Annotated in this window: 17 protein-coding genes and 1 pseudogene; 8 read left to right on the forward strand and 10 right to left on the reverse strand. The window is 72.4% G+C overall.

The genetic code is table 11. The features are described 5' to 3' along the window. The first annotated feature begins 116 nt into the window (after nt 1-116). The 6 genes from ACZ6ZT_RS00400 (at nt 117) to ACZ6ZT_RS00425 (ending at nt 8,998) form a co-directional block, all read left to right on the forward strand. Nucleotides 117-1,433, forward strand: coding sequence for an ABC transporter substrate-binding protein (locus tag ACZ6ZT_RS00400; RefSeq protein ID WP_469714094.1), 1,317 nt, complete (start codon nt 117-119; stop codon nt 1,431-1,433). Continuing rightward, on the forward strand, nt 1,430-2,416 hold the full coding sequence (locus ACZ6ZT_RS00405; RefSeq protein WP_469714096.1) for a carbohydrate ABC transporter permease: 987 nt from the start codon (nt 1,430-1,432) through the stop codon (nt 2,414-2,416). The genes ACZ6ZT_RS00400 and ACZ6ZT_RS00405 overlap by 4 nt, the downstream gene beginning before the upstream one ends. Then, nucleotides 2,413-3,261 (forward strand): carbohydrate ABC transporter permease, encoded by an 849-nt coding sequence (locus ACZ6ZT_RS00410; RefSeq protein WP_469714098.1) that lies wholly within the window; start codon nt 2,413-2,415, stop codon nt 3,259-3,261. Before ACZ6ZT_RS00405 ends, ACZ6ZT_RS00410 begins: the two co-directional genes overlap by 4 nt. Nucleotides 3,262-3,335: 74 nt before the next feature. Further along, complete coding sequence (locus tag ACZ6ZT_RS00415; protein ID WP_469714100.1) at nt 3,336-6,356, forward strand: alpha-mannosidase; 3,021 nt, start codon at nt 3,336-3,338, stop codon at nt 6,354-6,356. A 168-nt stretch (nt 6,357-6,524) separates the two neighbouring features. After that, nucleotides 6,525-8,540 carry an oxidoreductase gene (locus ACZ6ZT_RS00420; protein WP_469714102.1) on the forward strand — a complete coding sequence of 672 codons (2,016 nt, stop codon included), beginning with the start codon at nt 6,525-6,527 and terminating at the stop codon, nt 8,538-8,540. A gap of 44 nt (nt 8,541-8,584) precedes the next feature. Continuing rightward, entirely contained in the window at nt 8,585-8,998 is a 414-nt protein-coding gene (locus tag ACZ6ZT_RS00425) for a PaaI family thioesterase (RefSeq protein WP_469714104.1), read from the forward strand. Between the two features lie 69 nt (nt 8,999-9,067). Here ACZ6ZT_RS00425 and ACZ6ZT_RS00430 read toward each other — a convergent pair whose 3' ends face one another. From ACZ6ZT_RS00430 to ACZ6ZT_RS00450, 5 genes are all read right to left on the reverse strand, one after another. Next, nucleotides 9,068-10,705: an alpha/beta fold hydrolase gene (locus ACZ6ZT_RS00430; protein WP_469714105.1), complete on the reverse strand. Its 1,638-nt coding sequence runs from the start codon at nt 10,703-10,705 to the stop codon at nt 9,068-9,070. A 179-nt stretch (nt 10,706-10,884) separates the two neighbouring features. Beyond that, nucleotides 10,885-11,406 carry a hypothetical protein gene (locus ACZ6ZT_RS00435; RefSeq protein ID WP_469714106.1) on the reverse strand — a complete coding sequence of 174 codons (522 nt, stop codon included), beginning with the start codon at nt 11,404-11,406 and terminating at the stop codon, nt 10,885-10,887. Nucleotides 11,407-11,524: 118 nt separating this feature from the next. Further along, the gene (locus tag ACZ6ZT_RS00440; RefSeq protein ID WP_469714980.1) at nt 11,525-12,535 is read right to left on the reverse strand and encodes an SCO0930 family lipoprotein; all 1,011 of its coding nucleotides are present in this window, start codon (nt 12,533-12,535) and stop codon (nt 11,525-11,527) included. Nucleotides 12,536-12,731: 196 nt separating this feature from the next. After that, the gene (locus ACZ6ZT_RS00445) at nt 12,732-14,180 is read right to left on the reverse strand and encodes an NADH-ubiquinone oxidoreductase-F iron-sulfur binding region domain-containing protein (protein WP_469714108.1); all 1,449 of its coding nucleotides are present in this window, start codon (nt 14,178-14,180) and stop codon (nt 12,732-12,734) included. Continuing rightward, entirely contained in the window at nt 14,177-15,154 is a 978-nt protein-coding gene (locus ACZ6ZT_RS00450) for a hypothetical protein (RefSeq protein WP_469714109.1), read from the reverse strand. Before ACZ6ZT_RS00450 ends, ACZ6ZT_RS00445 begins: the two co-directional genes overlap by 4 nt. Before the next feature lie 454 nt (nt 15,155-15,608). On the opposite strand from ACZ6ZT_RS00450, the gene ACZ6ZT_RS00455 reads away from it, so the two are divergent. Next, nucleotides 15,609-16,883, forward strand: coding sequence for a PucR family transcriptional regulator (locus tag ACZ6ZT_RS00455; protein ID WP_469714111.1), 1,275 nt, complete (start codon nt 15,609-15,611; stop codon nt 16,881-16,883). 76 nt (nt 16,884-16,959) lie between these two features. Here the strand turns inward: ACZ6ZT_RS00455 and ACZ6ZT_RS00460 are convergent, their stop codons facing one another. From ACZ6ZT_RS00460 to ACZ6ZT_RS00470, 3 genes are all read right to left on the reverse strand, one after another. After that, a complete protein-coding gene (locus tag ACZ6ZT_RS00460; protein ID WP_469714113.1) occupies nt 16,960-17,769 on the reverse strand; it encodes an RNA polymerase sigma factor in 810 nt (269 codons plus the stop codon). Between the two features lie 106 nt (nt 17,770-17,875). Beyond that, nucleotides 17,876-19,285, reverse strand: coding sequence for a DUF1996 domain-containing protein (locus tag ACZ6ZT_RS00465; RefSeq protein WP_469714115.1), 1,410 nt, complete (start codon nt 19,283-19,285; stop codon nt 17,876-17,878). A gap of 9 nt (nt 19,286-19,294) precedes the next feature. Then, on the reverse strand, nt 19,295-20,062 hold the full coding sequence (locus tag ACZ6ZT_RS00470) for a DUF4142 domain-containing protein (RefSeq protein WP_469714117.1): 768 nt from the start codon (nt 20,060-20,062) through the stop codon (nt 19,295-19,297). 650 nt (nt 20,063-20,712) lie between these two features. Between ACZ6ZT_RS00470 and polX the strand changes: the two are divergent. Then, nucleotides 20,713-22,430: pseudogene (gene polX / locus ACZ6ZT_RS00475) on the forward strand (DNA polymerase/3'-5' exonuclease PolX). Nucleotides 22,431-22,623: 193 nt separating this feature from the next. On the opposite strand, the gene ACZ6ZT_RS00480 reads toward polX, so the two are convergent. Both ACZ6ZT_RS00480 and ACZ6ZT_RS00485 read right to left on the reverse strand, forming a co-directional pair. Next, the gene (locus ACZ6ZT_RS00480; RefSeq protein WP_469714119.1) at nt 22,624-23,667 is read right to left on the reverse strand and encodes a CBS domain-containing protein; all 1,044 of its coding nucleotides are present in this window, start codon (nt 23,665-23,667) and stop codon (nt 22,624-22,626) included. After that, nucleotides 23,664-25,481 (reverse strand): GmrSD restriction endonuclease domain-containing protein, encoded by a 1,818-nt coding sequence (locus ACZ6ZT_RS00485; RefSeq protein WP_469714120.1) that lies wholly within the window; start codon nt 25,479-25,481, stop codon nt 23,664-23,666. Before ACZ6ZT_RS00485 ends, ACZ6ZT_RS00480 begins: the two co-directional genes overlap by 4 nt. Between the last annotated feature and the right edge of the window lie 39 nt (nt 25,482-25,520).

A 25,520-nucleotide genomic window follows, 5' to 3' on the forward strand; every position in this document is an offset into this window, starting at 1 on the left:
CGGCAGAGAGGCCGGAACTCTCCCTGAAGGCGGCGACGATGACTCGTTCAGCTCGTTCGGCTCATTCAGTTCGTTCGGCTCGTCCGGCTCGTTCAGCTCGTCCGGCTCGTGCACAGGTGACCCGTACGGCCCTCGTCGCAGTCGTGGCCGGCTCCCTGCTCGCGCTCTCCGCGTGCGGTATGAGCGGTGGCGGGGACGTGGAACAGGGGCGCAAGACCGGCAAGGTGGCCGGGCAGATCACCTTCCGGACCCTTCAGCTGAAACCCACGTACACCGCCTACGTGCAGGGGGTCATCGACTCCTTCCAGCAGAAGTACCCGGACGCCAAGGTGAAGTGGGAGGACGTCCCGGGCGACGGCTACAACGAGAAGCTCGTCGCCGACGCCCAGGCCGGGGCCCTGCCCGATGTGGTCAACCTGTCCACCGACTCCTTCCAGCTGCTCGGCGACCGCGGGATGCTCGCGGACGTCGCCGCGCTCGACGGCGCCGTCGCGAAGGACTACGTACCCGGAGCCTGGGAGCAGTTCAGACTCGCCGGGAAGGGCGACGGCGTGTACGCCTACCCCTGGTACGTCACCCCCGAGGTCCTCACCTTCAACGAGGAGCTCTTCCGCGAGGCCGGTCTCGACCCCGCGAAGCCGCCCACCACGGTCGAGGAGTTCTTCGACGACGCCGAGCGGATCGCCGCCCGTTCCGGCGGCCGGTACTCCGCCTTCATGGCCGACCCCAAGGGCAGGCTGCCCGGGGACTGGCAGAAGATGGGCGTCCCGATCCTGAACGCGGCCCGGGACCGCTTCACCTTCGACACCGACAAGGCCGTCGCCTGGGCCGAGCGGATGAAGGACCTGTACGCCAAGGGCGCCATGCCCAAGGAGTCCCTCCTCAAGGCCGACGACATCAACCAGCTGTACGGGGGCGGGCGGCTGGTGTTCGGCCCCGGCTCCCCGGGCTTCGTCAAGGACATCCGGCTCAATGCCCCGCAGGTCTACGCGCACACCCGCGTCGCGGGCGCCGTGACCGGCAGCCTCGGCCACATCGGCATCTACGCCCAGTCCCTCGGCATCAAGAAGGACACCGCACACCTCGACGCCGCCACCGAGTTCGCCAAGTGGGTCACCAACGGGCCCAACCAGGTGGAGTTCTCCAAGAAGGCCACCATCTACCCCTCCAGCGCCCGGGGCCTGGCCGATCCCTACTTCTCCGACGAGGGCGACGGCAAGGACGCCGAGACGCTCGCCCGCGCGATCGGCGCCCGGCAGCTGACCACCGCCGGCCTCGACGCCAACACCCCCGTCGAGTGGACCTCGCAGGTCGGCGACGCGGTGGTGCGCGAGATGCAGAAGGCCATCAAGGGGGAGCAGGACGCCCGGACGGCGGTGCGCAAGGCCCAGGAGGAGGCCAACCAGCTGCTGGCCGCGGCGGTACGGAAGTGACCGCGACCGTCGCCCGGGACGGCCTGAGCGGCGCCGGCCGGGCCGGTGAGGCCGCCGGCCGCGCGAGCCGGCGCGCGGCGCGGCGGGCCGCGGACGCCGGCACCGGGCTCCGGCACCGCAGGTGGTGGGTCCCGTACCTCTTCCTCGCGCCCGGCCTGCTGATGGTGGCGCTCTTCAGTCTGTGGCCGTTCGTCAACACGGTGATCCTCTCCTTCACCGACTCCCAGATCCTGCGCGGCGGCTCCTTCACCGGCTTCGGCAACTACACCCGCGCCCTCGCCGACCCCGACTTCTGGGTGGCCACCGGCAACAGCGTGCTCTACCTCGCCGTGGTCGTCCCCTGCCTGGTCCTGCTGCCGCTGGCCCTCGCCGTCCTCGTCCGCACCGAGGTCCCCGGCATCGGCTTCTTCCGCTCCGCCTTCTACACCCCGGTGATCGCCTCCGCGGTGGTCGTCGGCCTCATCTGGCAGTGGGTGCTGCGCAGCGACGGGCTGGTCAACACCGTCTTCGAGCGGATCGGCGTCATCTCGGGGCCGGTCCCCTTCCTCACCGACAGCACGATGCTGCTGGTCTCCGCGATGATCGTGACCGTGTGGAAGGGGCTCGGCTACTACATGGTGTTCTACCTGGCCGCCCTCGGGAACGTCCCCACCGCCCTCTACGAGGCGGCCTCCCTCGACGGGGCCGGCCCCGTACGCCGCTTCTTCAGCATCACCGTCCCCCAGGTGAAGCCGATGATGCTGCTGGTCGCCACCCTGTCCGCCATCTCCGCGCTGCGCGTCTTCACCGAGATCTACATCCTCGGCGGCGAGAGCGGCGGTCCCGGTGGCGGTTCGCGCACCCTGCCCTTCCTCATCCGGCAGGTCGGCCTCGGCTTCTCCGGCGAGACCGGGTACGCCTCGGCCGTCTCCATCCTGCTGTTCCTGCTCACGCTGGGCTTCAGCCTGCTGGGCCGCCGCCTGTCGCGGGGGGACGAGGAGTGAGCGCGTACGTCTCCGGCAGCGGGCGCCGGCGCCGGCTGCTCGGCCTCGCCGCCCGGTACGCCACGCTGCTGCTGATGCTCGTGGTGATGCTCGGGCCGATCGTCTGGCAGTTCCTGACCTCGATCCGGGGCCGCACCGAGAACGTCTACGACGGGGTGCTGCCCGCGCACCCCACCCTCGACAACTACGTCCGCGTCGCCGAGTCCTTCCCGCTGCTCGCGTACGTGGGCAACACGCTCACGGTGGCGCTCCTCGCGGTCGTGTCGAACCTGCTCTTCGCCGCGATGGGCGGCTACGCGCTCTCCCGGGCGGCCTGGCGGGGCCGCAGGGTGGTCTTCACCGTGCTGGTGGCCACCCTGATGTTCCCCTTCGAGTCCGTGATGATCTCGATGTTCCTGACGGTCCGCGCGATGGGCCTGGTCGACACGCTGATCGGGGTCTGGCTGCCCGGCGCGGTGTCCGTCCTCAACATCATGGTGATGCGGGCGTCCTTCCTCGCCGTCCCCCGGGAGATCGAGGAGGCCGCCGTCCTGGACGGGGCGAACGAGTGGACGCGCTTCACCCGGGTCTTCCTGCCGTCCGCGAAGGGGGCCCTCGCCGTCGTGTGCATCACCAGTTTCATCGGCGCCTGGGACGACTTCCTGTGGCCCCTGCTGGTGCTCACCGACAGCGAGCACTACACCCTCCAGCTCGGCTTGAAGTCCCTGGCCGGCGCGACGACCACGAGCGACCAGCGGATCATCGCCGCCGGCGCCATGGCCGCGCTGATCCCGATGATGCTCCTCTTCTTCGCCCTCCAGCGCTTCTTCTTCCGGGGCGTGGGCGAGGGAGCCGTGAAGATCTGATCCCGCCCGGACCCCGATCCCGCCCGGACCCCGAACCCTCCTCCCACGAGCCCGCCGAACTCTGGAGCCGCCACGTGCACGACGACCGCAGCATCACCGAACACCGTCTGCGCCGGTTCCTCAAGGAGCGCATCAAGCCGGCCGTCCACACCCGCCCGGTCCCGCTCACCGTCGAGCGCTGGGAGGCCCCCGGCGAGCCCGTCCCCGTCGCCGAGGCGCTGGCCGCCGCGTACGTGCCCTGCGCGCCCGGCCAGGCCTGGGGCCCGGCCTGGGGCACCACCTGGTTCAAGGTCACCGGCGCCGTGCCCGCCGAGTGGGCCGGCCGCACCGTCGAAGCCGTCCTCGACCTCGGCTTCGACCGGATGATGCCCGGCTTCCAGTGCGAGGGCCTGGTCCACCGCGCCGACGGCGGCGAGGTCAAGGGTCTCAACCCGTACAACGACTGGGTCCGGGTGGCCGACCGGGCGGCGGGCGGCGAGCGGGTCGAGTGGTACGTGGAGGCCGCCTCCAATCCGGTCCTGATCGAGCACGCCCCCACGGCCGAGGGCGACCGGCTCACCAGCTCGGACGGGCCGCTCTACCGGCTCGCCCGGATGGACCTCACCGTCTTCGAGACCGAGGTCTGGGAACTCGTCCAGGACCTCGAAGTCCTCCACGACCTGATGACGCAGCTCGACGCCGCCGACGCCCGCCGCTACGCGATCCTGCGGGCCGTGGACTCCGCCCTGGACGAGGTCGACCTCGGCGACGTCCCCGGCACGGCCGCCGCCGCCCGCGCCCGCCTCGCCGGGGTGCTCGCCGCCCCCGCCCACGCCTCCGCGCACCGGATCAGCGCCGTGGGGCACGCCCACATCGACTCCGCCTGGCTGTGGCCGCTGCGCGAGACGGTGCGCAAGGTGGCCCGGACCGCGTCGAACGTGGTCGCGCTGATGGACGAGCACCCGGAGTTCGTCTTCGCGATGTCGCAGGCCCAGCAGCTCGACTGGATCAAGACCCACCGGCCCGGCCTGTTCGAGCGGGTCAAGAAGAAGGTGGCAGACGGGCAGTTCGTGCCCGTCGGCGGGATGTGGGTGGAGTCCGACACCAACATGGTCGGCGGCGAGGCGATGGCCCGGCAGTTCCTCTACGGCAAGAAGTTCTTCCTCGACGAGTTCGGCATCGAGACGCGCAACGTCTGGCTGCCCGACTCCTTCGGCTACACCGCCGCCATGCCGCAGCTCGTCAAGCTCTCCGGCTCCCGCTGGTTCCTGACCCAGAAGATCTCCTGGTCGCAGGTCAACGCCTTCCCCCACCACACCTTCTGGTGGGAGGGCATCGACGGCTCGCGCGTCTTCACCCACTTCCCGCCCGTCGACACCTACAACAGCGACCTCGGCGGCGCCCAGCTCGCCCACGCCGCCCGCAACTACCGCGAGAAGGGCCGGGGTTCGCGTTCCCTTGTGCCCTTCGGCTGGGGCGACGGCGGCGGCGGACCCACCCGCGAGCACCTGGCCCGGGCGCGCCGCCAGCGCGACCTCGAAGGCTCGCCCCGCGTGGAGGTCGAACGGCCCGACGCCTTCTTCGAGCAGGCCCGCGCCGAGTACGAGGACGCCCCCGTCTGGGCCGGCGAGCTGTACCTGGAGCTGCACCGCGGCACCTACACCTCCCAGGCCAAGACCAAGCAGGGCAACCGGCACAGCGAATCCCTGCTGCGGGAGGCCGAGTTGTGGTCGGCCACCGCGGCCGTCCGCGTCCCCGGCTTCGGCTACCCGTACGACGACCTGGAACGCCTCTGGAAGACCGTCCTGCTCCACCAGTTCCACGACATCCTGCCCGGCTCCTCCATCGCCTGGGTGCACCGCGAGGCGCGCGAGACGTACGCCCGGGTACGGGAGGAACTGCGCGGCCTGACCCTGGCCGCGCAGAGCGCGCTCGCCGGGCGGGGCGAGGAGGAGCTCGTCTTCAACTGCGCCCCGCACACCCGGCGCGGCGTCCCGGCCGGGGGCGCGGACCGGCCGCGGGACGCGGGGCAGCCGGTCACGGTGGAGGAACGGCACGGCGGCGGGTACGTCGTGGCCAACGGCCGGCTGCTGCTGGAGATCGACGGGCGGGGGCTGCTCGTCTCCGCCTACGACCTGGAGGAGGGCCGCGAGGCCCTCGCCCCGGGCGCCGCCGCCAACCTGCTCCAGATCCACCCCGACTTCCCCAACATGTGGGACGCCTGGGACATCGACTCCTTCTACCGCAACAAGGTCACCGACCTGGTCGGCCTCGACGCGCTGGAGGTCACCGAGAGCGCCGCCGCCGCGACCGTCACCGTGACCCGCTCCTTCGGCTCCTCCACCGCGGTCCAGGCCCTCACCCTGCGCTCCGGCGCCAAGACCGTCGACATCGTCACGGACGTGGACTGGCAGGAGACGGAGAAGTTCCTCAAAGCTGCCTTCCCCCTCGATGTGAAGGCCGAACGGACCGCCTCGGAAACCCAGTTCGGGCACGTCTACCGGGCCACCCACACCAACACCTCCTGGGAGGCGGCCAAGTTCGAGATCTGCGCCCACCGCTGGATCCACGCCGAGGAGCCCGGCTGGGGCGTGGCGCTGCTCAACGAGTCCACGTACGGGCACGACGTGACGCGCGACGTACGCCCCGACGGCGGCCAGACCACCACCATCCGCCTCTCCCTGCTGCGCGCCCCGCGCTACCCGGACCCGGAGACCGACCAGGGCCGCCACAGCCTGCGCTTCTCCCTCGCCCCGGGCGCCACCCTCGGGGACGCGGTCCGCGAGGGCCACGCGCTGAACCTCCCGGAGCGCGCCCTGACCGGGGCGGGACCGGTCGCGCCGCTGGTGGCGGTGGACGAGGACGCGGTCGTCGTCGAGGCGGTCAAGCTGGCCGAGGACCGCGGTGGCGATGTGATCGTCCGCCTCTACGAGTCCCGGGGCGGCCGCGCCACCGCCACCCTCACTCCGGGTTTCCCCGTCTCGGCGGCCGTGGAGAGCGATCTGCTGGAACGCCCCCTGACCGGCACCGCGGTCGGCCCGCTCACCCGGGCGGGCACGGTCCCGCTGACCCTGCGCCCCTTCCAGATCCTCACCCTGCGCCTCCACCGCGGCTGAACCGGCCCCGGCCGGGGCGTGAACTGTGCCACACGCCCCGACCGGGCGGCCCTCCGGCGCCTGGTCCGGGGCCCCGGAGCCACTCGCGGCGGATTATGCACCTAGTTGCAAAAGAATGGCTTCCTCGCTAGAACAGAGGGACCACCCCGCGCGAGGAGACGCCGACCCATGAGCCCGTACCCGCACCTGCTGAGCCCCCTGGACCTCGGGTTCACCACCCTGCCGAACCGCGTGATCATGGGCTCGATGCACACCGGGCTCGAAGAGCACCAGGGCGGCTTCGAGCGCCTCGCCGCCTTCTACGCCGAGCGCGCCCGGGGCGGCGCCGGCCTGATCGTCACCGGCGGCATCGCCCCCAACGACGCCGGCCGCCCCTTCGAGGGCGGCTCCCGCCTCACCACCGAGGACGAGGCCGCCGAGCACCGGGTGATCACCGAGGCGGTGCACGCCGAGGGCGGCAGGATCGCCATGCAGATCCTGCACTTCGGCCGGTACGCCTACCACAAGGACCTGGTCGCCCCCAGCGCCCTCCAGGCCCCCATCAGCCCCTTCGTGCCGAACGAACTCTCCGACATCGAGGTCGAGCGGACCATCGAGGACTTCGTCCGCGCCGCCCGCCTCGCCCAGCAGGCCGGCTACGACGGCGTCGAGATCATGGGCTCCGAGGGCTACCTGATCAACGAGTTCATCGCCGCCGCCACCAACAAGCGCACCGACCGCTGGGGCGGCGCGTACGAGAACCGGGTCCGCTTCCCGCTGGAGATCGTCCGCCGCACCCGCGCGGCCGTCGGCCCCGACTTCATCCTGATCTACCGGCTCTCCATGCTGGACCTGATCCCCGGCGGCTCCACCCTCGACGAGGTCGTCCACCTCGCCAAGGAGGTCGAGGCGGCCGGCGCGACCATCATCAACACCGGCATCGGCTGGCACGAGGCCCGCATCCCCACCATCGCCACCTCCGTCCCGCGCGGCGCCTACACCTGGGTCACCCAGCGGCTGATGGGCGCCGTCAGCGTCCCCCTCGTCACCAGCAACCGCATCAACACCCCCGAGAAGGCCGAGGAGATCCTCGCCGACGGCCGCGCCGACCTCGTCTCGCTGGCCCGCCCCTTCCTCGCCGACGCCGACTTCGTCGCCAAGGCCGCCGCGGACCGCTCCGAGACCATCAACACCTGCATCGGCTGCAACCAGGCGTGCCTCGACCACACCTTCAGCGGCAAGATCACCAGCTGCCTGGTCAACCCGCGCGCCTGCCACGAGACCGAACTCGTGCTCTCGCCCACGCGGACGAAGAAGCGCGTCGCCGTCGTCGGCGCCGGTCCGGCCGGACTCGCCTGCGCCGTCTCCGCCGCCGGCCGCGGCCACGCCGTCACCCTCTTCGAAACCGCCGGCCACATCGGCGGCCAGCTCGACATCGCCCGGCGCATCCCCGGCAAGGAGGAGTTCGAGGAGACCATCCGCTACTTCGGCACGCAGCTGGAGGCGACCGGCGTCGACGTCCGCCTCAACACCCCGGCCGACGTCGAGGCGCTGACCGGCTACGACGAGGTCGTCGTCGCCACCGGCGTCACCCCGCGCACCCCGGCCATCGAGGGCGTGGAGCGGGACAACGTCGTCAGCTACCTCGACGTGCTGCGCGACGGCGCCCCCGTCGGCGAGCGCGTCGCCGTCGTCGGCGCGGGCGGCATCGGCTTCGACGTCGCCGAGTTCCTCACCGACAGCGGCGAGGGCGCCTCCCAGGACCCCGCCGTCTACTTCCGCCACTGGGGCGTCGACACCGCGTACACCGGCCCCGGCGGGCTCACCGCCCCCGAGCGGCCCGCGCCCCCGCGCCAGGTGCACCTGCTCCAGCGCAAGGCCACCAAGGTCGGCGCCGGCCTCGGCACCACCACCGGCTGGATCCACCGCGCGGAGCTCAAGCACCGCGGCGTCGTCTCCGTCGCCGGGGCGGCGTACGACCGGATCGACGACGAGGGCCTGCACATCACCGTCGACGGCGAGACCCGCCTCGTCCCCGCCGACACCGTCGTCCTGTGCACCGGACAGGAACCGCGCCGCGACCTGTACGAGGCGCTGCGCGCCGCCGGGGTCGAGGCACACCTGATCGGCGGCGCGGACGTGGCCGCCGAGCTCGACGCGAAGCGGGCGATCCGGCAGGGCACGGAGCTCGCCGCGAGCTTCTGACGGGGGTGTTGTGGCGGCCCCGGGCGGGCCGCCACAATCCGGGGGTGACACTGACACCGGCCGACGCCGAGACGATCCTCCGCGACAACTTCGCCCCCTGGGTGCTCGCGCTCGGCCTCACGGTCGAGGAGACGGGCGAACGGCACGCCGTGCTGCGGCTGCCGTGGTCCGACGCGCTGGCCCGGGACGGCGGCGGGCTCAGCGGGCAGGCGATGATGGCCGCCGCCGACACCGCCACCGTGATCGCGATCAGCGCCGCGCGCGGCGGGTACGGGCCGATGACCACCGTCCAGCAGTCGACGAGCTTCCAGCGGGCGGTGGTGGGGGCCGACGTACTGGTCGACGTGCGCGTCACCAAGCTCGGCAAACGGATGGCGTTCGCCGACATCACCCTGACCCCGGAGGGCGCCGACGCCCCGGCCGCCAAGGCCTCCACGGTCTACGCCCTCCTGGGCTGACCCGGGGTCCCCCGCCCCCGACCCCGCCTCAACCGGCGGCGGGGCCGGCCGAACCAGCCCCGCCGCGCGTCAGAAGCGCTGCGGCGACGGCAGCGGCAGCGGGTGCTGGGGACCCGTACCGCGTTCGGCGGCGCCCGGCGCGGTCCGGCAGGTCACGTCCGCCGCGGGCAGCCTGCCCGACTCCAGGTACGCGTTGACCGGAGCGTTGGCGCAGGACGCCGGATCGGCCAGGTACACCCCGTGTCCCTCGCCGCCCAGCGCCAGCACCATCCGCGAGCCCGCCAGGGAACGGTGCAGCCCCTGGCCGCTGACCAGCGGCGTCTGCGAGTCCCACTCGTTCTGCACGGTCAGCACGTTCACCCGGCTGCGCATCGGCGTCGCCCCCTCGACCGGGCGCTGCCAGAAGGCGCACGGCTTGATGGTGGAGGCCATGTCCCCGTACAGCGGATAGCGCTGCCTGTCCTTCGCCGCGTCGCGCCGGTAGCGCTCGGGGTCACGCGGCCAGGCGTCGGTGTCCCCGCACACCACGGACCAGAAGACGGCCGTCGCGTTGTCCGGCGCCGTCTCCGCTGCCCGCTCACCGGTCCCGGGCGACGGCTCGGCCCGCCCGGCCCCCGCCGGCTGACCCGTGCGCAGCGCCCCCAACAGCTCCGCCGCGGCGGGGCCGGCCGGCTGCGGCTTCCCCTCGGCCGCCGCCTTCAGCGCGCTGACGAGCGGGGCCGCCGTCGCCGGGTAGAAGAACACCCCCCGCGCCGCGCGGATGTCGTCCCCGGTCAGCTTCTGGCCGTCGAGCACGATCGGATCGCGGTCCGCCCGCGCCACCAGGTCCCAGAACGTCCGGGACACGGCCTGCGGGGTGGCGCCGAGGTGGTACTCGCCGTCGCGTTCCGCCGTCCACCGCGTCCAGCGCGCGTACGCCGGCTCGGCCTCGGTCGCCCACACCTGGAGCATGCCGCGCCAGACGCGCTCGGGGTCGACCCCGCTGTCGAGAACGAAGCGGTCGGCACGCCGCGGGAACATCTGCGTGTACGCCGCGCCGAGGTAGGTCCCGTACGAGTAGCCGACGTACGAGATCTTTCGCTCGCCCAGGGCCGCGCGGACGGCGTCCATGTCCCGGGCGGTGTTGCGGGTGGTGAGGAACGGCAGGACGTCGTCGGCCTTCTCGCGGCACTTGTCGGCGACCGTGCGCGCCCAGGCCACGTCGGCGGCGTAGGTCTCGGGCCGGTACGCGCGGTTGAAGTTCTGTTCGGCGTCGGTGAGCCCGCAGGTGACCGGGTTGCTGCGGCCCACCCCGCGCGGGTCGAAGCCGATCAGGTCGTACCGGTCCTTGACCGCCTGCGGCATCGAGGCGTCCATCATCAGCGGCAGGTCGAGGCCCGAGCCGCCCGGGCCGCCCGGGTTCAGCAGCATCACCCCGTGCCGCCGGCCGGGGTCGCGGCTCTTGATCCGGGATATCGCGAGGTCGATCCGGCGCCCCTCGGGCCGCCGGTAGTCGAGCGGCACCTTGATGGTGGCGCACTCGTACGCGGCCGGCTGCCCGGCGTCGCACCGGTGCCAGGAGGGCTTCGGGGGCTGGTAGTCGGACACCGGACCGGCGGCCGGGTCGGCCGCGGCCTGCGTCGCGGACAGCAGCGGGAGGGCGGTCGCGAGGAGACCGGTGGCGGCGAGCAGGGACGCTGAGCGCGGTAGGCGCGGATGCGTGCGCACGAAGGGCCGTTCCTTTCGGGGAGAGGGGTGGTTCCCTGCTCACCCTGGAGGAAGCGGCGGCCGGGCGAATCATCCCTCAGGGCGGCTCTCACGGTTCCTCGTGCACCTCACGAACGAGCGCAATTCCGGACAACTGGCCGACGCGCCGCGCCTCTTGGCCGCCGTTCCACTCCGTTGGGTCAGTGCCCCTGGCCGTGTCCGTCCATGCCGTTCATGGCTCCCATGCCGTCCATCCCCGGCATCGGGGCCGTCGAGGGAGCCGTGGCGGAGTGGCCCGTGTGGTCGGTGCCCGTCTCGACCGTGCCGCCGAGGCGCTCGTGCAGTGCCGTCAGGGCGTCCGCCGACGGTCCGGTGACCACCCAGCGGTCGCCGACCAGGTAGACGCCGCCGTACGTACGGGTCTCGTCCAGCCAGGAGTGCAGCCCCTTCTCCGCCGCGAAGGTGGTCAGGCGGTAGGCGCCCTGCGCGGTCTCGCAGGCGCCCTGGCGCAGCTCGTCCGCCTCGACGCTCACCTCTGCGGTGCATCCCAGCGCGCCCGCGATCTGCTCGACGGTGGTGCCGGGCGGCGCGGCCGGGGCCGCGGCGGCCGCCGGGGCATGCCGGGCCTGCGTGCTTCCGGCGCAGCCGCCGCACAGCAGCGAGCCGCACATCACGGCGACGGCCACGAGGATTCGGCACGTCGGACGGTCGGTGGACGGCATGGCACTACCTCGCTGACGCTGACGCTGACGCTGACGGACCGGGAAAAGGGGCCGTGGTGCCCGGCGGGGAGGGGGGCCGGGCACCACGGGATCGGGGGTGGGGGGACGGTGGGGTTTTTCAGCCGGTGGCCTTCGCCTTCTTTCCCTTGTCGGTCACGGCGAACCAGAGGCCCATTTTGTTGTGGCCGTTGATATCGCCCGGTTCCTTGTCGCCGGTGAAGGTGTAAACCGGCCAGCAGTCGATCGTCAATTGCTCCGAACCGTCCGGCCGCTTCACCGATCCGACCAATGCGGCGGCAATTCCGGACACCTTCGACTTGTCCACCGCGGCAGCCGGTTTCCAGGTGTCGAGGCAGGCGTCGAGGCAGCCGAACTTCATCGGCCAGGCGCTGTCCTTGTCGAAGCGGTAGAGCGTGCGGCCCTGCGCGTCGGCGACGATCGCCCCGAGCCGGGCGTTCTGCCCCACCGACAGGGACGCCTGCGGCTGCGCCTGTCGCCCCGCCTGCTGGTCCTGTCCGGCCGCCGGCTTCTCGGGGGCCGCCCCCGTCCCCTGGGACGCGGCGGCGGGCTTCCCGGCCGGCCCCACCGCGTGCCAGGTGCCGCCGACGCCCTCGCCGAGGGTGTCGGCCGCCTTGGCGTCCTTCGCGTAGCGGTACACCGGCCAGCCGCCGATCGTCAGCTGCATGGTGCCGTCGGACCGCATGACCGAGCCGAGCACGGCCGCGTCCACGCCCGCCCCGGCGCTGGCGTCGGCGGCCGGGACGGCCGGCCAGACGGCGGCGCAGTCGCCCTCGCAGGCGGACTTGGGCGGCTTGGCGGTGTCCTTGTCGAACCGGTAGAGCGTGAAGCCCTCGCCGTCGGTGACCGCCGAGCCCAGGGCCGGGACCTCCCGCACCTTCAGCTCACCGGCCGGCCCGCTCTTCGCGGCCGCCTCGGCCCCGCCGGCCGGTGCGGCCCCGCTATCGCTGCCGTACCCCGGGAGCGAACCCGATCCGTACCCGTCGAGCTGTTTGCTGTCGCTGACCGGCTGTACGGAATTCCCCTTCGCGGAGGGCTTTTCCGAGAGCCCGCACCCGGCCGTCAGCAGCAGTACCGCGACCGCCGAACCGGCGAATACCTCACGGCGCATCCTCTTCACGGTCTCTCCTTCAGCTTCGGTTCCGCGTTCTCATTGCCTGCACAATTGATACGGGGTGCGCGGCCATCCCAGTGCGTATCCCCGGGAATTTGTCAGATCGCGCCAACATTGAACTCGGGGGCAATCCGCGGCCGTGCGCGGCTCCTTTCCGTAGCGCCCGTAGCGCCCGACGCGCCCGCCATGTCCGTCACTCCTGGATCCGCAGCGCCAGCGCCGGGCAGCGCCGGACGGCGCGCAGCGCCTTGGGCCGCAGCCGCCCCGGGACCGGCATGGACGCCTGCGCCGGGTAGCCGTCCACGTCGAGCCGTACGACGTCCGGGAGGATGTCCACGCACAGCCCGTGCCCCTTGCACAGCGTCCAGTCCACGACCAGCCGTTCGGGACTCTCGTCCTCGGGCAGCGGCAGCGCCCCCAGTACCCGGCGCCCGCACCCGCTGCCCAGCGCGTGGTCGCGGAACTCGTCGGGGAAGGCGGTGAGCGCCGAGGCCACGAAGGCCGAGGTGCCGTCGGGGTGGCTGCACGCGCCGCGCTTGAGCACCCCGCGCATGCGCGCCTCCACGGCGTCGAGCGCCGCCAGGCCCCCGCCCCCGACCACCTCCTCCAGTACGTCGGCCAGCGCGGGCAGTCCTCGTACGCACGGGCCGCACTGGCCCGCCGACTCCTTCGCCATCCAGCGCGTCACCCGGGCCACCTCGCCCGCCGGGCAGGTGTCCTCGGGCAGCGGCAGCACCGCCCCCGCGCCCAGGACCGCCCCGAAGGAGGCCAGGGACTGCCGGGACACCTCGGCGCCGAGCGCGGAGCCGGGGTCCAGCCAGCGCCCGTGGTAGCCCCCGACGAGCACGCCCTGCCCGGGACGGGTGCCGCACAGCTCCAGGACGTACGCCAGCGAGGTACCGGTCGGGGTCTCCACCACCGTCGAGCCGGCCACCGTCAGCAGGACGGTGCCCGGCTCGGAGGGCAGGCCGACCGACCGGTACCCGGCGGCGCCGAGCCGGGCCGCGACGCCGAGCTGCGCGAACGTCTCGGTGTTCGACAGCAGGGTGGGCACCCCGCCCAGACCGCGCTCGCTGGTGCGCACGCGCTGCCCCGACGGCAGCGCGGGCCCCCCGTTCAGGCCGTTGATCATCGAGGTGCCCTCGCCGGTCACGAACCGCTCCGGGAGCAGCGCCACCCGTACCTGGCGTCCGCCCGGCCCGCGTTCGGCGACGGCGTCGCGCACCGAACGCTCCACGTCCGGCCGGGTGACGGCGACCACCACGTCCTCGGCGCCGACCGCGGCGGCGGCCAGCAGGGCCCCGTCGAGCACCAGGTGCGGGGCGTGCAGCAGCAGCGCCTTGTCCTTGAGGCAACTGGGCTCGCCCTCGCTGCCGTTGACCACGACGGCGGTCTGCCCGTCGCGTCCGCGGGCCGACTGGTTGACCGCGCGCAGCTTGCGGGCGAAGGGGAAGCCCGCGCCGCCGCGGCCCCGCAGGTCGATGTCGGCGGCCAAGTCGACCAGTGCGTCCGGGTGGTAGCGGGGGAGGGGCCCGTGCGCGGCGAGGTGGGCCTCGCGGTCCAGGCGCGGGGCCCGGTCGAGTCCGGTCAGCAGCCGGGGAGCGCCCACGCAGCCGAGGCCGGGGCGCGTCGGTTCGCTCACCGCCGTCCCTCCGGTCCGGGCGCGTACGCGGCGGCGTACGGCGGCTGCCCGGGCGGCGCCGGTACGCCGGCCGGCGCCGGTACGCCGGCCGGCGTGGCCGGGAGGGGAGTGCCGGCCGGGCCGCCCCCGGGGCGGGGCCGCAGCCGCCCGAGGGGCACGGCCCGGACGGCGTACGGGCGGCCGCGCGCGCCGCCCCGTACCGCCGGACCCGCCTGCGGGACGGTCAGGGGAGAGGTGGCGGCCTCGCGCCGCCGGGCCCGTACCCGCAGGGCGAGGACGCCGATGACGCCGGCCACCCCGAGCACGTAGGCCGCGGTCACCCAGGCGTCGGCCGGGCGGCCCGCCTTGAGGCCGTGCACCAGCGAGGCGCCCCACGCCGGGTAGGCGCCCACGTGCAGCGCGCGCCACCACCGGGAGCGGCTCTTCGTCGCGAACACACTACGCAGCGCCCCGGAGACCGCGACGGTCACGAGGAGATATCCGGCCAGGGTGCCGAGGCCGATGACCACGGGCCGGTCCGCGTCGGTGAACGGCACCACCGCGGCGGACGCGCCGGTGTGGCCCTCGGCCACCTTCACCCAGATGTGCAGGGCCAGGAAGCCCAGCCCCGCCACGGCCAGGGCGCGATGCACGCCCTGGGCCAGCAGCCGGTGTCCCGATTCGAGGAGCACCCGGTCGGTGGCCACCAGTCCCCACAGGACGGTGGAGGTGAGCGAGACGAGGGCGAGCACGCCCGACCCGAAGTCGAGGAAGTCCCACACATGGGACAGGGCGCCCGCGCGGGCCGTCACCACGAGGGAGACGAGCGCGGCGAGCGCGGCGCTCACCGCGACGCCGGGGCGCACCCGTCCGGCGACGGGCAGGAACGGAGGCCGCCGGACGGCCCGCCGTCCCGCGGCCGGGGCCGCCGCCGCGTGACGGCTCCTGCGTCGGGCTCTGTGGGAGCGGGGCATGTGAGGCTGGGGCAGGGGCATCCAGTTCTCCTGTGCGCCTGGGCTCCGAGCACTCCACCTGGCGCTCGGCGCCCGGGGGTCGTGGTCGTGGTGGCCGGCAGCGCTGTGGAATTCCCACGTCGGCCGAAGGGCTCGGGGGCCGGAGTGCGCCAGCATCGTGGAGCTGCGCAGCATCTCCACAGGATTTATCGAAACGTGATAATTTCTCGCACCCCGTCTCCGGTGCGTCGAACAAGCCCGGAAGATTCCCCTCCAGTGGAGGTCGTGACAGGCCAACGCGTCTTCGGCCGTCTACGCGTACCCGACGGCAAAAACAAGGCAAACCTCCGGGACGCAACGTGGCCGGAACCCTCCGGGAGGGCGTACGGATGCTGCAACTGTCGTGACGGACAAGGTTGTTGGTGAGGCGGACGACCTTGACGGGCCTGTGGTGCCTCCACCGGACAGGCCTCACCCCCGCAAGAACGAGGAAACGATGTGCGAACTTCTGAACCGCATCTGGTCCCGCCCCCGGGGCGAGTGGACCCGTGTCCTGCGCAGGGAACTCCCCGCGCTGGCCGGGGAGATAGTGGAGGAGCTTCTGCATGGAATTCCCGAATTTTCCGCGCTGCTCGACGACAACGATGCCATCGATGACGAACTTCTCCGGCAAAGGGTGGAATACGCCCTTCTCGTCGCCCTCGGCTATCGGGAGGAGACGGAACCGGACGCGGCGTGCGCCGACGTGCCGGACGAGGTCGAGGAGCGGCACGACGGGACGGCGACCGCCGCCCATGGCGCCCGGCCCGAGGGCGGCCGCGACCCCGGCCCCACCGAGGTGCGCGCCCCGGGCCACGGCAGTGGCGGCCACGGCGGCAGTGGCGGCCACGGCGGCAGCGGCGGCCATGGTGGTGGCGGCGCTGCGAAGACCGGCCCCGGCGACGCGCGGCCGGAGCCGACGGCCCCGCAGGACCGGGCCCGCCAGGACCTCTTCAAGGCGCTCACCGACGACCGCGTCACCTCCCACAGCTCCCTCACGGAACTCGCCGAAGCCGCCGGCTGGCCCCTCCCCGAGTCCGTACGGGCCATCGCCCCGGCCACGCCCGGCGAAACCCAGCAGCTGGCGGCCGTCCTCGACGACGCCCTCCCGGGGATGTTCGCGGGCCGGCCGTGCCTGCTGCTCCCCGTCCCCGAACCCGAACCCGACAGCCGGCCCGCCCTCGAACTGCCGCTGCGCGGCCGGTACGCCGCCGTCGGCCACGCCGTCCCCCTCCGCGACACCGCCTCCTCGCTGCGCTGGGCCCTGCGCCTGCTCACGCTGACCCCGCACCGCGCCGGACCGGACGCCCGCCCCGTCTTCGTGGACGACCACCTCTCCACCCTCCTGCTCCTCCAGGACGAGCCGCTGGCCCACGCGTTGGCCGCCCGCTGGCTGCGCCCCCTCGCCGACCTCACCCCGCGGCAGAGCGAACGACTGGAGGTCACCCTGCTCGCCTGGCTGGAGGGCGGCGGCGCCCCCGAGGCGGCCAAGGCGCTGAGCGTGCATCCGCAGACCGTGCGCTACCGCATGCGGCAGCTGGAGAAGCTGTTCGGGCCCGGTCTGCGCGATCCGCGGACCCGCTTCGAACTGGAGATGGCCCTGCGCAGCCGCCGCCTGATGGCCCACGTACGCCGCCAGCACTCGCGGGCCGGCCGCCGTACGGGACGCGTCGTCACCGCCGGCTTCACCCCCCTGGTCGTCGGACGGATGGCCCGCGTCAACGGCCTGTGACCCGGCCGCGCCCGCGCCCGCCCGGCCTCCCCCACGACGGGGCGGCCGGGCGGGCGCCGCCCGTGCGGGCGGCGGCCTACGCCGGTACGGCACCCGCCGGCGCCGGCGCCGCCCGCAGCGCGGTGTTGAGGTCCAGTAGCTCCGCGTACGCCCCGGCACAGGACCCGCACCGGGCGAGGTGCCGGACGAGTCCTCGCGGCCGCCGGGTGGCGCCCCGCCGGACCGCCGAGCCCAGCATGCTGCCGTAATGCCCGCACCGCCCGCCCGCCGCCGGGTCCAGGTGGGCGCCGAGGTAGGCCTCGCGCAGCCCCTCGCGGGCCCGGAAGGCCAGCGAGGTCACCGCGCTCGGGGTGATCCCGAGCAGCGCGGCGGTCCGGCGCGGGGACTCCTCCTCCACCAGCGTGTGCCACAAGACGGCCTGCCAGCGGGCGGGCAGCGCGCGGAAGGAACGTGCCACCAGCCGCCGGTCCTCCTCCGCCAGCACCTCGCGCTGCGGGTCGCCGCCGACGGGCACCGGCTGGGGCCAGGAGTCGAAGTCGGCCGTCGGCAGCGTCCGCCCGGCCCCCTCCCGCCACTGGATCGCCGTGTTCCGGACCACGGCCAGCAGGTACGGGCGCCAGGGCCCGCGGGGTCCGGTGCCGGAGCGGACGGCCTGGAAGGTCCGTACGAACGCCTCCGAGACCAGGTCCTCGGCGTCCTGCGGGGTGCGGCAGCAGGTGCGCGCGTACGCGAGGGCGGCGCGCCGGTGGCGCCGGTAGAGCAGCTCGCACACCGCGGCCGCCTCCGCTCCCGCGCCCGTATCCCGTAGCAGCGAGGTGAGTTGTCCGTCGGAGGGTGGCGCGTCCAGGGGTAGCGGACCGTCCGCGGTGGTACGAGAGCCGGACATGGCACTCCTCACTCCTCGTCCTCGGCGCCCCGGCACCCGGCCGGGCGGGGTGAACGGCGCCGGCCCGGGGAGGGCCCCCGGGCCGGCGCTCCGCTGCGCTGCGGGATCAGCGGCAGACGCGCCCGCTGTTGATGCAGTCCACCGCCTGGGCCATCAGGCCGTTCGGCATGACGTTGATGAAGTCCCCGTGGTCGGTCACCGGCTTGTGGAGCTGCTCGGGGAAGCTGTCCACGGCGAAGCGGGCGCCGGGGGCGACCCCGTACACGATCCGCTGGACCAGCTGCGGGATCGCGGAGAAGCCCTTCGGGCAGCGGCCGTTGCCGTCCTGGAAGGCCACGTGCGTACGGTGGTTGGCGCTGTCGGTGTTGCGTCCGTCCCAGCAGCTCTGGAAGCTGAAGGTGCGCACCACGTCGCTGCCCTTCGGACACACCGGGTACTTGTCCTTGAGCTGGCGGTCCTCGAAGCCGGTGCAGCTCCAGGAGGCGTTGGCGTTGGCGGTGCCGTTGGTGAAGGCCTTGGCGTCACCGGTGATGATCCGCAGGAAGCGCGGCATCGCCCTGACCTTCCCCGCCGGGCTGCCCTTGAAGTCGATCGTGACCTGCTTGGGCCGCAGGATCGTGCCCACGTTGGCGTCCTGCCCCCCGCCCGGGGCCCGGGCGTCGCGCTCGGCCTTGCCGTCGCGCAGCCGCAGCACGGGCCAGTAGTAGGCGGACTGGTCGCCGTTGCCGCAGGTGGTTCCGGAGGCGGCGAGGCTGTTGTTGGAGGAGAAGGCGTCGGTGGACTTGTTGCCCACGTAGTCGTGCATGTGGTGGGCGCCGTTGGAGACGCCCGGCGCGACGATGACGTTGTCCGGGTTGAAGTGGCCGTTCTCGTTACGGCCGCACTGCGAGGAGAACGAGCCCGTGGAGGCGGCGCGCCCGGCGCCGGGGGTCTTCACGTTCGGCCGCACCTTGTCGACCGCGACGAAGTCGCTCTGCGCCGGGCCCCGCTTCTGCCCGATGCCGCGAGCCGCGTTCAGGTCCCCGGCGGGGGCGGCGGCGATCGCGGCGTCGGCGGCCGCGTCGGTCCCGGGGTCGGCCTCGGCGGGCGCCTCCTTCATGGCGCACCCGCTCAGCGCGTCCAGCCCCTCGGGGCGTCCCGCGTCGCGGCCGATCGCGTCGGACATCCGGTTGATGGTCGCGGAACGCTGGTCCCGGAGCTTGCCCAGGAGCGCGTCCTTGGGCACCTCCTGCTTGCGCACCTGCCCCGCGGCGAGCTGCCGGTAGGCGTCGGCCACCTGGACGTCCAGCTGGGCGAGGTTCTCGTCGACCTCGCCCCGGGCCTGGTCGGGGACGTCCCGGAGCCGGTCGCCCACGTCGGGGCAGTCGATGGTGGCGGTCGCCTCGCCCGAACGGCCGCCGTCCTGCCCGGCGTTCGCGTTGCCGGCGACGACGGCGACCCCGCCACCGCCCAGCACCAGCGCGGACACCGCCGCCAGGAGTTTCAACCGGGGGCGCCTATGGCCCTTTTTACTCATGCGATCACTTCACTTCGTCGATCGGACGGGGGAGGGGGGTGAAACCCCCTGGTGGACCGGGGAGGAAGGGGAGACGGGGGCGGCGGGGGAAGAGGGGGCCGGGCTCACGTCGAGGGAGTCGAAGTCGACCAGGCCGCTCTCCTCCAGCACCGCGATGTGGTCCAGGACGGTGGTGTTGGCCGAGGTGGCCAGGGCCCGCACCATGGAGTTCCGGGTCTGCGCCCGTACCTGGGCCACCAGCTGGAACACCTTGCCGTGCGCCCGGCGCAGCAGCTGGACGAAGAGCCGCTCGTACTCGGTGCCCTGGGCGGCCGTCATCTGATCGAGCCAGCCCTGCTGCTGGGCGGTGGGGCGGTCGGGCAGGTCGACGCCGAGAGCCTGGCCGACCTGGAGCACCTGCCGGTCCAGATCGGTGTGGCCCATCACGAGGTGCTCCCCGGCGGTGCGCACCGAGGCCCGCGTCCCGCGCTGCTGGGCCTGCCGTCCGGCGGGCAGCTCCCAGAGCCCGGCGAGCCGCACCTTGCGGACGAAGTCCCGGTCGACGGGGGTCAGCGGCCCGTACGCGGTGCTCATGATCCCGCCGCCGTCGTCCTCGACCCCCGCGGGCAGGGCCGCCGTCCCCGTCGTGGCGGCCGAGGCCCGGTCACCGTACTTGGCCACGGGGATCAGCAGCACGATCAGCGTGACGGCCAGGGCGCCGATGACCAGCCCGCTTCCGATGGTGTATTTCGTCGCCACCGACACGCCGTTGACGGATCGCCGCCGGAATGACAGCACAGTGCCTCCTCGCTCCGTGGTCCGACAGGAGACGCGGGGCCGGATCGGCCGCCGCCCGCATGTTCCACACGGTGCGCACCCGCTCTCCTGGGGTGCCACGGGACGCTAGTGCCCGTTGTGGTGCCGCCGAGGAAGGCCCATCACCATCGGATAAACATCCGGGCAAGACCTCGAAAGACTGCTATCGTGCCGCGTTCGCACGCCCAATTTCCTTGCTGTGTAAGGGGGTTGTAGCCGTACGCGGGCACGCGGTCCGGGGCCCGGTCCGGCCCCTCCGGCACGGGCGGCGCCCCGCCCTCAGACGGCCGACGCCGTCGTCACGGCCTCCCACGCAGTCCGTACGGTAGACCGCCCTAGCATCCACGCGGACGGGTCGCCGCCCGGTATGCCCGGAGCCGGGCCTCGCGTCCGCGCCGCCGGGAAGCGCGTCCCGGGCGCGACCGGCCCGGCGGCCGATCCACCCCCGTACGGCGGCGCGAGCATCGTCACCCGCAGGGCCAGGAACCTCACCGTCGGCGGCGGCCTCCAGACCCCCACCGTCCGCCGCCCGCACGATCCGCCGGGCAGACGGTCGCGGCCCTCCCGGACGTCCCCCGGCCGCCGGCGGGGTCCGAAAGGCGGCCGTGGACCGGTCGGGGCACCCTGGAGACATGATCCGAGCCAACGCGGAGGTCGAGGCGCTCCTCCAGGAGTACGCCGACATCATCGCGATCCGGGGCGGAGAGGCCTTCAAGGCGCGCGCCTACGAGAAGGCCGCCCGGTCCGTCGGCGGCCATCCGCAGGACATCTCCACACTCGACGCGAAGGGCCTGCGCGAGATCCCCCACGTCGGCGCTTCCCTGGCCGACAAGATCCTCACCTACCTGCGGACCGGCCGCATGCCGGCCGTCGACGAGGCGAGGGCCTCCGTACCGGCCGGAGTGCGCGAGCTGATCGCGATTCCGGGGCTGGGGCCCCGTAAGGCCATGGTCCTGTACGAGGAGCTGGGCATCACCTCCGCCGACCAGCTCCTCGACGCCATCCACGAGGAACGGCTGCGCGACCTGAAGGGCTTCGGCGAACGCACCGAGGAGAACATCCTCCACGGCATCTCCGTACTCCAGAAGGCCGGCGAGGGCCGGATCCTCCTCAACGCGGCGATGGACGTCGCGGAGCAGCTCGTCACCGAGCTGTCCGGCGTACGCGGCTGCGTCCGGTGCGCGTACGCGGGCTCCCTGCGCCGGATGAGGGAGACCATCGGCGACGTCGACATCCTGGTGGCCGCGCGCCGGTCGGCCCCGTTCATGGACGCCCTCACCGCCCTCCCGCAGACCGCCGAGGTCATCGCACGCGGGGAGAAGAAGACCTCGATCCGCACCGCCACCGGCCTCCAGGTGGACCTCCGGGTCCTCCCGCCCGCCTCGTGGGGCGCGGGCCTCCTGTACTTCACCGGCTCCAAAGCCCACAACATCCACATCGGCAGCGCGCCGTACGCCAGGGCCTCAAGCTCTCCGAGTACGGGCTCTTCGACGCGGAGAGCGGCGAGAGCGTCACCTCGGCGACGGAGGAGGCGGTCTACGAGAGGCTCGGACTGCCCTGGATACCGCCGACGCTGCGCGAGGACCGCGGCGAGATCGAGGCCGGGCTGCGCGGCGAACTCCCCGACCTGCTCACGGAGCGGGGCATCCGCGGCGACCTCCACACGCACACCGACCTCACCGACGGGCTCGCCCCGCTGGAGGACATGGTCGCCGCCGCTGCCGCCCGCGGCTACGCGTACTACGCGATCACCGACCACGCCCCCGACCTGTACATGCAGCGCATGACCACCGAGAAGATGCTCGCCCAGCGCGAACGGGTCCGGGCCCTGGACGGAAAACACGGCAGGATGCGGCTGCTGCACGGCACCGAACTCAACATCGGCCCGGACGGAACCCTGGACTGGCCCGACGAGTTCCTCGCGGAGTTCGACCTCTGCGTGGCGTCGGTCCACTCCCACTTCCACCAGAGCCGGCAGGAACTCACCCGCCGCCTCATCCGCGCATGCGAGAACCCGCACGTCTCCGTCATCGGCCATCCCACCACCCGCCGGATCGGCAAACGCCCCGCCATCGACGCCGACTTCGACGCCGTGTTCGAGGCCTGCGCGCGGACGGGCACCGCTCTGGAGATCAACGCGCACCCCGAACGGCTCGACCTGTGCGACGAGGACATCCTGCGCGCGAAGCGGTACGGCGTGAAGTTCGCGGTGAACTCCGACGCGCACTCCACCACCCACCTGCCGTACATGCGCTACGGCGTGGCCACGGCCCAACGCGGCTGGCTGACCAAGGACGACGTCATCAACACCTGGCCCCTGACCAAACTACGACGCTTCCTGACCCCGTAGCGGGCCCGGACCCCGTGGCCCTCGCTCCGCGGCGGGACACGGGGTCTGCTGCTTGCCGGGGATGTAGGGGGAGTGAATCCCGGTCGTACGGCAGCGAGGGATCGCACCGGGCGCCGAAGTGGTTCTGCACCCGGCGCTCGGTCGGCAGCCCGTTGTCGTCCTACCCGGTGGGTTCGGTCGGCGAGTATTCCGATCAGGAAACGAACGCCCGCAGTAGCGCGGCGAAGGCGGTCAACTCCTCGATCATCTGGGTCGGGAGTGGCTTTTCATCGAAGTGGGCGATCCGGTTGCGGATGTCCTTCACCCGCTTCAGGCGGCCGATGAACTGCTCCCTGGGCATGTTCCGCCACTTCAGGGCGTCCCAGTTGAGATCGGCCCGATCGGCCAGCGCCTGCTTCGTCTGTTCGCCGTCCAGCAACTTGAGGTAATCGCCGAACATCAGGTCCGACACCTGGCCGGTGCGGTGCTCGGGCTTCTTGTGAGTCTGGACGGCTTTGACGGACTCCTCGTCCAAGGCCGCGCCCAGACAGCGCCGCAGCAGGGACTCGATCTCCCCCACGATGAAGAAGGGCCGCGCCGCCCCCTCAAAGCGCTCCGTGACGTCCGCGGCGGTGACGATGCCTGACAGGCAGCCGTCGTCGCCGCGCACGAGCAGGTAGCCGTGCTCCTTGAGCACCGGAAGTGCCGCGAACAATTCCTGGCGCGCGTCCGCGACCGGCAGGGAGTCCTTGTCCATGGCGTTCTCCAGCGTGGCGGACTTGCCCGCCTCGTACATCCTGGCCACGGAACTCCAGGTGACCACGCCGTGGATCTGCGCCATGCCGGTGGTCACCGGCACCTGGGAGAAACTCTCGGTCCGCATCAGGAAGGTGGCGTGCGCCAGGGAGTTGCCGGGGGTGACGCCGCGTACCCCTCTCCTGGCCGAGGGGATGTCACCCAGCAACAGACGCTGGGGAAGCGAGGGGAGGGACTCATCCGTCTCTTCCCCGGCATCGCTTTCGACCGGTGCGGCCTGCGCGGGGACGGAGGCGATGGGGACCACGTCGACGCTACTGCGTAATCCGCAGACCGCGAAGTCCGGCAGCGTCGTCAGGCCCGAGTCCGCCAGTGCTTGCGCGATCAGGTGCACCGTGCGGTGATCCCGGACCCGGACCTGGAACAGGTCGAGAATCCCCTGCACGGGCACGGTGCTTCCCTTGAGCGCCGTGAGATCCTGCTCGCTGGGCCTGATACTCATCGCGGGCCGCCCTCCGACAGGTCGCGGAGCACGGTGGGCTTGCCCATGACGGACCGCACCAGCTCCTGCAACTGCCGGGAACGGTCGGTGTAGAAGCGCTTGTAATCGCTCTCGCGCAGTGCCTCCGGGTTGATCAAGTGGGTGGCCAGCACATCGTCGAACCACTCAGGGCGCATGTCGCAAGCGGCGATCAGGGTGGAGAGGTAGGACGAGGGTGCCCCCATCATGTCCATCGTGGCCCGGTAGGACAGTGGGGTCTTGTTCACGATGGAATTCGTCGGCAGACCTTGGCTGTTGCCCCGGCGGAACCAGGCCTTGGGGAAAATCTGCCGGACGTCGACACTGTATTGGTCGAGCCGCCCCGGGCTGAGCGGGGCGTCCGTGTAGTGCCAGTCGACCGCGCCCTGCTTGATCAGCAGGGCGTAGATCCCCTTGTAGGCGGCGCTGTTGCGGGTGGTGAGGCCGTCGAGCCGCTCGGCGAAGAAGTAGGCGTCCGCGACCGTGTCGGGCGCGCGCTCCTCCCGCCGGATCCAGTCGACGAGCTGCTCGACGTCCCGCGTGAAGCGGGTCTCGGTCGAGCCGCCGTACATCTCACCCAGAACCCCGCACCAGTACCATTGCTCGATCTTCTCGTCCTGGCCCACCTCCTCCGTCTCATCGCCGAGAATGGCGCGGACGGCCGCGAGCGGGACAAGCTGAGTCTTGTACGGAAGGTCGTTGGAACGGACGATGCACTGCCGCTCCAGGAAATCACCCACCCAGGCGAAAGCCTCGGCGAGTTCGGGCGCCAGGCGAACGAAGTCGGTCAGAGGAAGGTCCAGCAGATCGCGCCGCTTGCAGGACACCGCGGCGCCGATACCCGCCCCCTTGCGCTCCCACGTACGTACCAGCGCGATGGCCTGCAAGAAGTCGATGCTGCTCAGGCCATTCTCAAGACCGCTGTCGAGCCGGCCGAAGACCGGGTACTTCGACGCCAGCGCGTGCTTGATCTCCCGCCATACCTCGGGAAGCTGGTAGTAATCGCCGGTCCTTTCCACGTACTCGGGGTCGCCGGCGTAAGTGGCGGTGAGAAGTTCGAAGACGTTCAAGGGCACGCCGCCGGTGTTGACGCGCTCGAACACCGCGCAGACGGCGTCCATGGAGGTGGTCGCGGCCAGCCGGATCATGGGGACCTGGAAGGCGCGGACCTGCTGGAGCACGAGGTCGTCGAACTGGCCCCACCGGTCCCAGTTCCGCTCCTCGTCCGCCTTGATGTAGTTCCTCTTCCACTGGTTGACGCGCTGGGCGTCGAAGACGAGGTGCAGCGGGAAGAATCCGGCTGCGCACTCGGCCTCCTCCGTCCGCAGGTCCAGGATCACCGTGCGGTTGAAGTCGGTGCGCAGCACCTTGTCCGCTGGGACGGACAGGATCGCTTCGTCGCGGTCGGCGGAAGGACCGACGGCCTTCTCGATGTCGACGTAGTACCAGCGCTCGATGGGCTTGCCCCGAGAGTCCGACGTTTCCACCGGTGCGTCCAGCCACAGTGCCTGGAACAGGGAGGTGAGACGCTGCTGGCCGTCCAGCAGCAGGAGGTCCGGCTTCGGATCGCCCGTGGGTCGCGCGCCGGTGAGCGTACGGGAACGGAACCGAGTGGCACCGCCCGTCTGCAGTGTCATCACCACACCGAGGGGGTAGTCCAGCGTCACTGTCGCGATGATCGCCCTGATCCGGTCGTCGTCCCACTTCCAGTTCCGCTGGAAGTCGGGCAGTTGTAACGCCCCCGAGGCGACATCCGCGAGTACGTCCCTGAGCTTCAGATTGTCCAGTGCCGCCATGAATCTCTCTTCCCACCCTGCTGCGTGTACGGAGAGTGA

The sequence above is a fragment of the Streptomyces sp. NPDC102258 genome (assembly GCF_055584685.1).